At 73.2% G+C, this 11,745-nt stretch carries 11 protein-coding genes; all 11 read right to left on the minus strand.

Annotated features, from left to right (window positions below; genetic code table 11):
* Positions 1–15: 15 nt before the first annotated feature.
* The 11 genes from BMZ92_RS15185 to BMZ92_RS15235 all read right to left on the minus strand — a co-directional run bounded on the left by BMZ92_RS15185 (position 16) and on the right by BMZ92_RS15235 (position 11,742).
* Positions 16–864 (minus strand): shikimate dehydrogenase, encoded by an 849-nt coding sequence (locus BMZ92_RS15185; RefSeq protein ID WP_091507635.1) that lies wholly within the window; start codon positions 862–864, stop codon positions 16–18.
* Entirely contained in the window at positions 854–2,398 is a 1,545-nt protein-coding gene (gene mltG, locus BMZ92_RS15190) for an endolytic transglycosylase MltG (RefSeq protein ID WP_245783069.1), read from the minus strand. Before mltG ends, BMZ92_RS15185 begins: the two co-directional genes overlap by 11 nt.
* Positions 2,395–2,886 carry a Holliday junction resolvase RuvX gene (gene ruvX / locus BMZ92_RS15195; protein ID WP_091507637.1) on the minus strand — a complete coding sequence of 164 codons (492 nt, stop codon included), beginning with the start codon at positions 2,884–2,886 and terminating at the stop codon, positions 2,395–2,397. The genes mltG and ruvX overlap by 4 nt, the downstream gene beginning before the upstream one ends.
* Positions 2,883–5,543 (minus strand): alanine--tRNA ligase, encoded by a 2,661-nt coding sequence (gene alaS / locus BMZ92_RS15200; protein ID WP_091507639.1) that lies wholly within the window; start codon positions 5,541–5,543, stop codon positions 2,883–2,885. Before alaS ends, ruvX begins: the two co-directional genes overlap by 4 nt.
* A gap of 93 nt (positions 5,544–5,636) precedes the next feature.
* Entirely contained in the window at positions 5,637–5,933 is a 297-nt protein-coding gene (locus BMZ92_RS15205) for a hypothetical protein (RefSeq protein ID WP_091507641.1), read from the minus strand.
* Positions 5,930–6,340: a DUF948 domain-containing protein gene (locus BMZ92_RS15210; RefSeq protein WP_091507643.1), complete on the minus strand. Its 411-nt coding sequence runs from the start codon at positions 6,338–6,340 to the stop codon at positions 5,930–5,932. The genes BMZ92_RS15205 and BMZ92_RS15210 overlap by 4 nt, the downstream gene beginning before the upstream one ends.
* Positions 6,341–6,410: 70 nt before the next feature.
* Positions 6,411–7,259, minus strand: coding sequence for an NAD(P)-dependent oxidoreductase (locus BMZ92_RS15215; RefSeq protein WP_091507646.1), 849 nt, complete (start codon positions 7,257–7,259; stop codon positions 6,411–6,413).
* 44 nt (positions 7,260–7,303) lie between these two features.
* Positions 7,304–8,665: a replication-associated recombination protein A gene (locus tag BMZ92_RS15220; RefSeq protein WP_091507648.1), complete on the minus strand. Its 1,362-nt coding sequence runs from the start codon at positions 8,663–8,665 to the stop codon at positions 7,304–7,306.
* Positions 8,641–9,453 (minus strand): SGNH/GDSL hydrolase family protein, encoded by an 813-nt coding sequence (locus BMZ92_RS15225; protein ID WP_091507834.1) that lies wholly within the window; start codon positions 9,451–9,453, stop codon positions 8,641–8,643. The genes BMZ92_RS15220 and BMZ92_RS15225 overlap by 25 nt, the downstream gene beginning before the upstream one ends.
* Before the next feature lie 131 nt (positions 9,454–9,584).
* Complete coding sequence (locus BMZ92_RS15230) at positions 9,585–10,748, minus strand: phosphotransferase (protein ID WP_091507650.1); 1,164 nt, start codon at positions 10,746–10,748, stop codon at positions 9,585–9,587.
* Positions 10,749–10,794: 46 nt separating this feature from the next.
* The gene (locus tag BMZ92_RS15235) at positions 10,795–11,742 is read right to left on the minus strand and encodes a DUF389 domain-containing protein (protein ID WP_091507653.1); all 948 of its coding nucleotides are present in this window, start codon (positions 11,740–11,742) and stop codon (positions 10,795–10,797) included.
* Positions 11,743–11,745 lie beyond the last annotated feature (3 nt).

Genomic DNA, 11,745 nt, shown 5'->3' on the forward strand with positions numbered 1-11,745 from the left:
GTCGGCCAACGTAGCTCAGGCGATCGGCAGCGGCAACACGTTTTCCGTCGCCGCGCGGAGGGCGTTCCGCATCGCCTCGCGGGGGGCCGGGCGGCCCGTGAAGTGCTCCACCTGGCCGAAAGCCTGGTGCAGCAACATGTCCAGCCCCGTCGCGATCCGGCCGCCGCGGGCCGCGACCGCCTCCGCCAGCGGGGTGGGCCACGGGTGGTAGACCACGTCGAGCACACACGGCGCCGCCGCCAGCGTGGCCGCGCTGCCCGCGACCGCCGCGGGCGGCACGGTGCTCACGAGCACCGACACGTCCGACACGACCTTCGCGAAGTCCACTTCGGACCACGCGAGCACCTCCGGCTCGACCCCGGCACGCTCCGCCGCCGCCACGGCTTCCGCCGCCCGTGCGGGATCCCGCACCACCAGCCGCACCCGGGCCACGCCCAGTTCGGCGAACGCCACCACCGTCGCCGCCGCCGTGCCGCCCGCGCCGAGGACCAGCCCCGTCGACCCGGGCTCCGCCGCGAACCCGCCCGCCACGCGCACCGCGCCTACGACGCCGTCGACGTCCGTGCTGTCCGCGAACCACCCGGAATCCCGGCGCACCAGCGTGTTCGCGGCACCCGCCGCGACCGCACGCGGGCTCGCCTCCGCCGCGAACTCCAGCGCGGCACGCTTGCCCGGCATCGTCACCGACAGCCCAGCCCACTCGGGCCCCAGTCCCGACACGAAACCGGGCAGCGCCTCGGCGTCCACCTCGATGCGCTCGTAGCTCCAGCCGGTCAGCCCGAGCGCCCGGTACGCGGCTTCGTGCAGCACCGGGGACAGCGAATGCGCGATCGGCTTGCCCAGTACGGCCGCCCTAGTACGCACCGCGCTGCCTCGCCAGGTCCTTGTTCCGGTTGTGCTCCGGCAGCGTCGCCGCGAAGCACGACAACCCGTTCTTCTCGCACTTGACGAAGAAGAACCAGTCGCCCTCCGTCGGGCGCAGCGCCGCCTGGATGGCGTCCGCGCTCGGCGAACCGATCGGGGTGGGAGGCAGCCCGTTCGTCGTGTAGGTGTTGTAGGCCCCGGGCCGCTGGCGATCCGCGTCCGTGGTGGTCACGACCGGCTTGTCGAGCAGGTAGTTCACCGTCGAGTCCAGCTGCAGCCGCTGGTTCTGCCCGAGCCGGTTGTAGATGACGCGGGAGATCTTGCCGAAGTCCGCGCTCACGCCCTCCCGTTCGACCAGCGAGGCGATCGTCAGCACCTGGTACGGGTTCTCCCCCTGCACCGAGGTCGACGCCGCCAGGCCCGCCGCCTGGACCTTGGTCGCCGAGCTCTTCAGCACGAACCCGAGCAGCTCCTGCGCGCTCCAGCCGGGCTTGACGTCGTACACGCCCGGCGCCACGAGACCTTCGATCCGGCGCGGATCGGTGCTCTTGCCCGCGACGCTCGCGGCCCAGTCCGGCACGCCCATCGCCGCGAGGTCGGCCGACGCCGCCGTCTTACGCAGGTCGTCGGTGGACACGCACGTGCTCTTCCCGTTGAGGTCCGCGCACGAAGCCTTGGACAGCAGGCTGAACACGCCCGGGGTCACAGTGCCGTCGGGCTGCGTGATGTCGTCGAGCTGGGTGCCGGCGCGGACCTGCAGCACACCCACGCGTGCGTCCGCCGACGTCAGCTTCGCGACGGCCGCCGCACCGGACATCTTCGTCTTCATCACGTAGTAGCCCGGCTGGAGGCTCAGCACCTTCGTGTTGTCCTCGCTGGCCTTCACGAACGCCTTCGCGCTCGCCACCACGCCCGCGTTCATCAGCTCGGCGCCGATCGCGTTCGTCGAGTCGCCCTGGCCGATCTCGATCACGACGTCGCCTTCGCCGCTGCCGTCGTAGTCGGCGTAGCCGAAGACCTTGTCGATGCCGTACCAGGCGCCCGCGCCGATCAACGCGATCACGGCCAGCGCGGCGACCCACCGGAACATCCGGCGGCCCCGGCCGGCCCGCTTCGGCCGCTCGTCCTCGTCGTCGGGCGGCTCGATGTACTCCGGCTCGGCCCGCTCGTCCTCCGGGTAGTCGTCGGCGTAATCGCCGTCGTAGTCGTCCTCGGCGTACTCCTCGGCTTCCTCGCCGTCGTAGTCGTCCTCGTAGTACTCGTAGTCCTGGACGGGGATGACGTCGGTCGGCGTGTCGTCCGGCGGGATCTGCCGCGGGCGCGGCCGCCGCGGGGGCACCGGGCGGTCGTCGAACAGGTCCAGCCCGTGGTCGGCCTGCGGAGGACGGCGCACCGGCGGCCGGCGCACGGGCGGCGGCTCCTGCGGCACCGGCCGGGCGTGCCGCGGCGGCAGGTTGCGGGGCAGGGGCGGAGGCGGCGGCCCCGGGCGGCGCCGGCGCCCGCCGGGCGGCAACGGCGGAAGCTCGGAGCTCACGATCGGCCCTCCCGCGCCAGGTGTGCGGCCCGGCCGTCGAGCCAGCCCTGCAGGATCTCCACCGCGGCGGCCTGGTCGACCACCGCGCGCTGCTTGCGTCCCTTGACGCCTCGCTGCGACAGCATGCGGGCCGCGCTGACCGTGGTCAAGCGCTCGTCGGCCAACCGTACCGGGACCGGGGCGATCCGCCCGGCGAGCTTTCCGGCGTAGGCAACGGCGATCTCGGCGGCCTGGCCGTGCCGGTCCGCGAGCGTCCTCGGCAGGCCCACGATCACCTCCACCACCTCGTGCTCGGAGACGAGGCCGGCCAGCTGGTCGAGGTCACTGTCACTGTGCGCATCACGCGACAGGGTAACGAGGGGGGACGCGAGCACCGGGGCGGGATCGCTCAGCGCGACCCCGACCCGGACGGACCCGACATCCACGGCGAGACGGCGGCCGGCCCCGGGATCGGACTCCCCGGGCCGGTCGGCGGTGCGGGCGGTCACCCCGCGGCGACCGCGGCCCGCAGCGCGGTGATGGCCTGCTCGATGCCGGCGGGGTTGCTGCCGCCACCCTGCGCCATGTCCGGCTTGCCGCCGCCGCGCCCGCCGATCTCGGGCGCGAACGAGGGCACGAGCTTGCCCGCCGCGAAGCCCTTGTCCCTGGCCTCGGCCGTGGTGGCCACGACGAAGCTCAGCTTGTCGCCCTGCGGCGCGAACAACGCCACGATCCCGGGCCGCGAACCGAGCCGCGTGCGCACCTCACCGGCGAGTGAGCGCAGCGCGCCCGCGTCGACGTCCCCGTCGAGCTTCTCCGCCACCAGCAGCACGCCGTTCACGTCCTGCGCCTTGTCCGCGAGCGCACCGGCCGAGCCGAGCACCTGCTGGGTGCGCAGCTGCTGGATCTCCTTCTCCGCGTTGCGCAGGCGCGTCAGCACGTCCTCGATGCGCGAGGGCAGCTGGTCGCTGGGCACCTTGAAGGTGCTCGCGAGCTGCGACACCAGCAGCTGCTCCTTGCGCACGTGGCGCAGCGCGTCGTTGCCCACCAGCGCCTCGACGCGGTGCACGCCGGAACCGATGGACGAGTCGCCGACGAGCTTGACCAGGCCCAGCTCACCGATGCGGCCCACGTGGGTGCCACCGCACAGCTCGCGCGAGTAGTCACCCATGTCGACCACGCGCACGTCGTTGCCGTACTTCTCGCCGAACAGCGCGACCGCGCCCAGCTCGAGCGCCTTGTCCTTGGTCGTGATGTAGCTCTGCACCTCGACGTCGCTCTGGAGGTAGTCGTTGACCTCCTCCTCGACCTCGGTGAGCACGTCGGCCGACACCGGGCCCGGCGTGGTGAAGTCGAACCGCATGCGGCCGGGCGAGTTCAGCGAACCCGCCTGCGCCGCGCGCTTGCCGTAGGCGCCGCGGACCGCGGCGTGCACGAGGTGCGTCGCCGAGTGCGAGCGCGCGATCGAGCCGCGGCGGGCGGCGTCGACCGAACCGGTCACCTCGGTGTCGAGGCCGATCTCGCCCTCGGTCACCTCGACCCGGTGCACCCACAGGCCCGGCACGATCTTCTGCACGTCGAGGACCTTCGCCTCGCCGCCGTCGCCGACCAGCACACCGGTGTCCGCGACCTGGCCACCGCTCTCGGCGTAGAACGGGGTCCGGTCGAGCACCAGCTCGGCCTTGTCCCCGGCCCGCACGCTGCGCACGCCCTGGCCGTCCTTGAGCAGGCCGATGACCTTCGCCGACGCCTGCAGGTCGGTGTAGCCGAGGAAGTCGGTCTCGCCGTGCCGCTCCAGCAGCTCCCGGTACACCGACAGGTCGCCGTGGCCCTTCTTGCGGGCCGCGGCGTCGGCCTTGGCGCGCTGCCGCTGCTCCTCCATCAGCGTGCGGAAGCCCGCCTCGTCGACCTCCAGGCCCTGCTCGGACGCCATTTCCAGGGTCAGGTCGATCGGGAAGCCGTAGGTGTCGTGCAGCTGGAAGGCGCGGTCGCCCGCCAGGACGTTGCCGCCGGCCTTCTTCGTCTCCTCCGCCGCGAGGTCGAAGATGCGCACCCCGCTGGTCAGCGTCGCGAGGAAGGCCTCCTCCTCCACGCGCATGACCTCGCTGATGCGGTCGAAGTCGCGGGCGATCTCCGGGTACGACGGCGCCATCGCGTCGCGCACCACGGCGGCGAACTCGGGCAGCACCGGCTCGTGCACGCCCAGCAGGCGCACCGAGCGCACGATGCGGCGCAGCAGGCGGCGCAGCACGTACCCGCGCGCCTCGTTGCCGGGGGTCACGCCGTCACCGATCAGCATCACGCCGGAGCGGGCGTGGTCGGCGATGACGCGGAAGCGCACGTCGTCGGCGTGGTCCGTGCCGTAGCGGCGGCCCGAGAACTCCTCGGCCTTCGCGATCACCGGGCGCACCAGGTCGGTCTCGTAGACGTTCTCCACGCCCTGCAGCAGGTACGCCACGCGCTCGACACCCATGCCGGTGTCGATGTTCTTCTTCGGCAGGGAACCGAGGACGGGGCCGCCCTTCTTCGGGCTCACGTCCCCGCGGACGTCCTGCATGAAGACGAGGTTCCAGATCTCCAGGTAGCGGTCCTCGTCCATGGCGGGACCACCGTCGCGGCCGTGCTCCGGGCCGCGGTCGTAGTAGATCTCCGAGCACGGGCCGCCGGGGCCGGGCACGCCCATGTCCCAGTAGTTGTCGTCCGCGCCGCGCAGCTGGATGCGGGACTCGGGGATGTCGGTGGCCTTGCGCCACAACGCGGTCGTCTCCGCGTCGTGCTCGTAGACGGTCGCCCAGATCCGGCTGGGGTCCAGCCCGAGGCCGCCGTCGGCCTGCGACTTCGTGATGAAGTCCCAGGCGAAGGAGATGGCGCCCTCCTTGAAGTAGTCCCCGAAGGAGAAGTTGCCCGCCATCTGGAAGAACGTGTTGTGCCGCGTGGTCTTGCCGACCTCGTCGATGTCGCCGGTGCGCACGCACTTCTGGATGCTCGTCGCCCGCGGGTACGGCGGCGGGGCCTCACCGAGGAAGTACGGCTTGAACTGCACCATGCCGGCGTTGACGAACAGCAGCGTGGGGTCGTCGAGGATGAGCGACGCGCTGGGCACCCTGGTGTGCCCGTTGCGCTCGAAGTGCTCGAGGAACCGCTTGTTGATCTCGTGTGTTTCCACTGTCTTTCCTACGAAGGCTGGGGCGGCGGGGCGGGACCCCGCCGGAGTTTCCGGGACGCGGCGACGGCGGAGAGCGGAAGTGCGGGAAAGCGCTCAGCCCTCCGCCCGGCGCGCTCGCGCCGGGCGCGCGGCGTGCCGGCCCGCCGCCGGCCGCGGGGCGGGCACACCCGACCGCTGCTCCACCATGTCCCGCAGCTCCTGTTCCCGTTCGCTCATCCCGGCGCGGATGTCGGCGCCGAACGAACCGATGGCGCCCGCCAGCTCCTGCACCGCGTCACCGAGGTTGGCGGCCAGCCCGGCGGGCGTGGCCTGGCGGGCCGTGCGGCCCGCCTTGCGGGTGACCGCGACACCCGCCGCGACACCCACTCCCAGCCAGAATAGCCGCTTCATGACCTGCCGCTCCCCCGGTTGCGGCGGCGCGAGTGCTTGCCGTCCACCTCGCCCTTGGCCTTGCGGCGGGCGCGGATGGCCTTGCTGACGCCGTAGGACAGCGCGGCGGTCTTCACCAGCGGGCCGCCGAGGGTCGCGGTGAACACCGACGACAGCGCCGAGACGTTGCCGCTGACCGCCTGCGCGTTCGCGGTGATCCCGTCCACGCGCTCCAGCTGCGTGTTCACGTGGGTGATGGTCTCGTTGGCCCCGACGAGGATCGGGTCCGAGTTCTCGTGCGCCTTGCGGATCGCGATGGTCGCCTCGTCCAGGGTGCGGCCGAGCTTGAGCAACGGGATCGCCAGCAGCAGCACCAACAGCACGAATGCACCAGCGGCGATCAGCGCGGCGATCTGCCCTGCCGACACAGGACCTCCTTCAAGGGGCGACGGCGTGAATGCCGGTCAGGCTACCGTGCTGCCGCGCTTCCGGCCCGGGCTACCCCTGGCGTGTCCCGTAGTAGAGGGTGGCCATGTCCTCGTCCGCGTGCCCGGCGTCCACCGCGGCCTCCAGGTGCGCCAGCGCCGCGCGCACGCTGCCGAGGTCGACCCCCTCGCCCGCGGCGTCGAGGACCAGCCGCGCGTCCTTCGCGGCGTGCCGGGCGGCGAACGACAGCGGGTACTCCCCCGAGATCATCGCGCCACCCTTGGCGTGGGCGTACGGGGAGTCGAGCGCGCCGCCGGAAATGGCGTCCAGGAACAGCTTCGGGTCCACCCCCAGCTCCCCGGCCAGTGCCACGCTCTCCGCGGTCGCGTTGGTCAGGGCGAGCACCCACGCGTTGGCGACGAGCTTGAGCCTGCTGCCCGCGCCCGCCGGGCCGAGCCACACGGTGCGGGAGCCGATGGCGTCGAAGACCGGCGCGCAACGCTCGCGCAGCTCCTCCGGACCTGAGGCGAGCACGACGAGCTTGCCCTGCTCGGCGGGCTGTTTCGTGCCCAGCACGGGCGCGTCGACGAAGGCGACCCCGGCCTTGTCGGCGAGCGCGGCGAGCCTTTCGGTCCACTCGACACCCACGGTGCTGGCCTGGATCCACACCGGGACGTCGGTCAGCGCGGCCTCGGCCACCTCGTGCACGACGGGCCCGTCGGCGAGCATGGTGAGCGCGAAGTCGGCTCCGGCCACCGCGTCCTGAGGGGTGTCCGCGATCTCGACGCCGTGCTCCGCGAGCGGTTCCGCCTTCTCGCGGCTGCGGTTCCAGGCACGCACGCGCAGCCCGGCGGCGGCGAGGTTCGCCGCCATCGGCGCGCCCATGATCCCGGTTCCCAGCACGGCCACGGTGTCGGTCATCCAGCGCCTCCTCAAGTCCTCGCGTATAGGTCGTTATACGGGGATCACTCCCCGCGAACGGTCCGGCGCAGCCGGGGTACCCGTTCCGCGAGCGTTCGCTCGGCCCCGCGCTGGGTCGGGTGGTAGTAGTCACGGCCGACGAGCTCGTCCGGCGGGTACTGCTGCGGCAGCACGCCCTCCGGCACGTCGTGCGGGTAGCGGTACCCCTGGGCGTTGCCGAGCTTGGCGGCGCCCGCGTAGTGCCCGTCGCGCAGGTGCGGCGGCACGGTCCCGATCCGGCCGGCGCGCACGTCCGCCAGCGCCGCGTCGATCCCCGTCACCACCGCGTTCGACTTCGGCGCGGTGGCCAGGTGGATGGTGGCCTGCGCCAGCGCGAGACGGCCCTCGGGCATGCCGATGAACTGCACCGCGTGCGCGGCGGCGACGGCCGCCTGCAGCGCGGTCGGGTCGGCGAGGCCGATGTCCTCGCTGGCGTGCACGACGAGGCGGCGCGCGAGGAACCGCGGGTCCTCCCCGGCCTCGATCATCCGCGCCAGGTAGTGCAGCGCGGCGTCCACATCGGACCCGCGGATCGACTTGATGAACGCGCTGATCACGTCGTAGTGCTGGTCGCCGTCGCGGTCGTAGCGCACCGCGGCCTTGTCCACGGTCGCCTCGACGGTGGCGAGGTCGATCGTGCGGTGCTCCGTGGCCGCCGCCGCGTCCGCCGCGGCCTCCAGCGCGGTGAGCGCCCGGCGCGCGTCCCCGGAGGCCAGCCGTACCAGGTGTTCCTCGGCCTCCTCGGTCAGCTCCAGCTCGCCGCCCAGGCCGCGTTCGTCGGCCAGTGCGCGGCGGATCAGCTCACGCACGTCGTCGTCGGTCAGCGGGCGCAGCTGCAGCACCAGCGAACGCGACAGCAGCGGCGAGACGACCGAGAACGACGGGTTCTCCGTGGTGGCGGCGACGAGCAGCACCGTGCGGTCCTCGACCGCGCCCAGCAGCGCGTCCTGCTGGGTCTTGGAAAACCGGTGCACCTCGTCGATGAACAGCACGGTGTTCTCGGCGTTGTACATCCGGCGGCGGCGGGCTTCCTCGATGACCCCGCGCACCTCCTTGACGCCCGCCGACAACGCCGAGAGCGCCACGAACCGGCGGCCCGTGGCGGTGGAGACCAGGTTCGCCAGCGTCGTCTTGCCCGTGCCGGGCGGGCCGTAGAGCAGGACCGACGCCGGTGCGGCACCCTCGACGAGCCGCCGCAGCGGCGCGCCCTCGCGCAGCAGGTGCTGCTGGCCCACCACCTCGTCCAGCGTCCGCGGCCGCATGCGCACCGCGAGCGGGGAACCCGGCGGCACGACCGGCTCCGGCGGCGCCCCGACCGGATCGGGGCGCTCCAGATCCGGGTTCACAGTGAAGAGTTCGTCCTGCACTCCTCCACGTTAACGGGGACCTCCGACACTGTTTGCGAGCGCCAGGTCAGGTACGACTGCTTGGCCGAGGCGGCCATGATGCCCGCGGCGTAGGGCAGCAGGTCGCGGCCCCGCCGCCACAGCCACGGCACCCCCTTCACCACGAGCCAGCCCACGTGGTCGATCGTGCGCGGCCGCACGCCGCCCGAGCACACCAGGCTGACCGGCTCCGGCACGGCGATCCCCGCGCCCGCCAGCAGCTCGGTGAGCCCGCGCGCGAGCAGGCGGTGCCCCAGCTCCGAGGGGTGCAGGCGGTCCACGCTCCACGCCGACAGGTCGTAGGCGCCCGGCACCGCCCCCAGGTCGAGGCACGGCACCCCGTGCCGGCGCACGACCCCGTCCACGGCGGCGTTCAGCTCGTCGATGCGGGACTTCAGCGCCCGGTGGAGCGGGCCGGGCAGCCGGAACACGCGGCCGTGGTCGTGGAAGCGCACGGGCACCACCACCGCCCCGGCCGCGGTCAGCGTCGTCACGACGTGGTCGAGGTCGGCGGCGACCGAGGCGGCGTCGAAGTCCGAGCGCAGGGTGTCGTTCATGCCGGCGATCACCACCGCCACGTCGGGCCGGTGCGCGGCCGCCGCGGGCACCTGTTCGTAGCGCACGCACCGCAGGCGCGCACCGGTGAAGGAGGTGTTGAGGTAGCCCTCGGGCGCCACGGCCAGCGCCTGCGCGACGAACGGGCCGACACCGCGCCAGCCGCGGCCGGGCACCGGGTCGCCGAGCCCCACGGCGGTCGAGTCACCGAGCACGGCCAGGCGCCGCACCCGTCGGGGCATCGCTTCGGTCGGGGGGATCTGCTCGCTCAGCGCGGTCACGCCTACAGAGGCTCGGACACGCAGGCTCACCGCGGGTGAGCGCCGGGTAACGAGGCCGGGATGTTCTACCGAAATGCTGGGTACAGCGGCAGCTCGAGCCCCGGCCCGTGCCGCGCGTCGAGCGCCGCGGCGACGGCGGTGGCGTGCCCGGCGACCTCGCGCCGCCCCAGCCGCTCCGCGTCCACCGCCAGGTTGCGCCACCAGGTGACCAGCGCGGCGGGCTTGTCGCCGCCGCCCGCGAGCACCGTCCAGGTGCTGACCCAGACCAGCAGCAGCTGGTGGTCCAGCAGGTGCGCGAACAACACGTCGTTGTCGGCCAGCCCCGGCCAGACCGCGATGACCTCCGACCGCCACGCGGCGACCATCGCCTCGCTCATGCCCGCGGGCAGCGCGAGCGGCTCGGGGCAGGTCGCGAAGGGCACCCGCAGGTGCGCGGCGTCGATCAGCGCGTTGCGCACGCGTCCGCGTTCGAAGTCGAGGAACCGCACTCCACCGCTGGTCACGAGGTTGTTGTCCGGGCTGAGGTCGACCGGGCTGAACGCGCGGTAGGCCAGCGACCTCGCGCGCTCCAGCGCCGCCGCGGCGAACTCCCGCACCTCCTCCGGCGTGTCCACGCCCAGGTGCTCGGACAGCAGCGCGGAGAGCTGGGCGGACGCCGCGCCGGGGGTGCTGTCCTCGTGCTTGACCGGGCCGCCGAGCCTGCGCAGCAGCGCGTCGAAATCCGCCTCGCGCCCGGCGGTCGTGGCGTGCATCCGGCCGAGGGAGCGCGCCCACGACAGCAGCGCCCGCTCAGCGGCACGGGCGTCGCGCCCCCGCAGCTTGTCCCGCAACGTCGGTGCGGCGCCGAGGTCGTCGATCACCAGGACCCGGCGGGCACCGTCGTGCGCCAGCAGCTCCGGGCACATCCGCTCCTCGGGCGGCAGCGCCGTGAACAGCTGGTAGCTCACCGCCTCCTGGGCGAACGGGTCGGGCGCGGCCTCCGGCTTCGCCTCGGGGTAGTGCTTGATGACCAGGGTGCGCGGCAGGCCGAAGGGCGAGGACGCGATCTTCGCCCTGACCACCGTCGCCGGGCCGCTGCCCGGCAGTGCCTCGGGGTCCACGAGGGCGATGGCACTGCCGAAGCGGTGTTCGAGCACCGCCTCCCCGGCCGCGACCGCCGCCGCGACGGCCGGGTCCACGGGAGTACCTGCTGTGCCTGCGGTGTTGTCTTCGGAAGTCTCCACGGTCATCGTCTTCGACCCTACTAGCGGCCCGAGGGCCAACTCCACCACCATTTCAGCCCGCGGACAGCGGGCGGCCACCCGTGCGCACCCGCTGTCCCCTGCGGCGCAGTGCCAGCACGACGGCGGCGGCCGCCACGATGCCGATGAGGTTCACCACGAGCTGCGCCACCGACTCCAACGAGCGGCGCCAGTCCCCGGTGACGGCCGCGACCGCGGCGTACCCGGCGGCGGGCACCGTGGTCACCGAGATGAACACGCCCACCAGCGCGGCGGACTTGGCGGAGGTCATCGCGAGCATGCCCGCGGCACCGGCGAGCAGCGCGACGATCAGCGAGTACCAGCCGACCTCGTAGACGAAGTCGACCTGCGGGTGCTCCCCCGAACGGAACGCCGACACGTCCAGCAGCCCCACGAGCTCGCTCAGCAGCGTCACCCCCGCGGTGACCGCCATCGCGACCGGGAAGCCGATGCCGAGCGCGGCGCCCGCGCGGCGCATCAGGTCACCGCGCCGCAGCACGAGCCCCACGGCGAGGGCCGCGAGCGGCCCGAACTCCGGCCCCACGACCATCGCCCCGACGATCGTCACCGGCGAGTCGGTGATCACGCCCACCGACGCCAGCAGGCACGCGATGGCCAGGAACGCCAGGAACGTCCCGTTGAGGCGGGACTCCTCGCCGGTGCGGCTGAGCAGCTCCTCCCACACCACCGCGTCGGCGCTCTCCCCCGGCGCGGCCTCCTCGGCCCGGTCGGCGGAGTCGGACAGCGCCGTGTCGAGCGACTCCAGCGTGATGCCGCCGTGGTGGTCGAGGTCCAGCCCGCACAGCAGGTCGAGGATCTCGTCCGCCGCCTCACGCGCGACGTCGGCCTCGATGAGGTCGCCCGCCGGCTCGAGCGCGGCGCCCCGGTGCACGACGATGTGTGCCGTGCCCGGGTGCGACCGCAGCCGCGCCAGCGCCTCGTCCGTGCTGCCCGCCGGGCTGATCACCCGCAGGTGCAGCACCGG

Source organism: Amycolatopsis sacchari, from assembly GCF_900114035.1.
Classification (GTDB): Bacteria; Actinomycetota; Actinomycetes; order Mycobacteriales; family Pseudonocardiaceae; genus Amycolatopsis_E; species Amycolatopsis_E sacchari.

Coding starts and splice junctions, on each gene's coding strand:
- BMZ92_RS15205 (WP_091507641.1), bottom strand. CDS start 5,933: ATGAAGCGGCTATTCTGGCTGGGAGTGGGTGTCGCGGCGGGTGTCGCG.
- BMZ92_RS15215 (WP_091507646.1), bottom strand. CDS start 7,259: ATGACCGACACCGTGGCCGTGCTGGGAACCGGGATCATGGGCGCGCCG.
- BMZ92_RS15230 (WP_091507650.1), bottom strand. CDS start 10,748: ATGACCGTGGAGACTTCCGAAGACAACACCGCAGGCACAGCAGGTACT.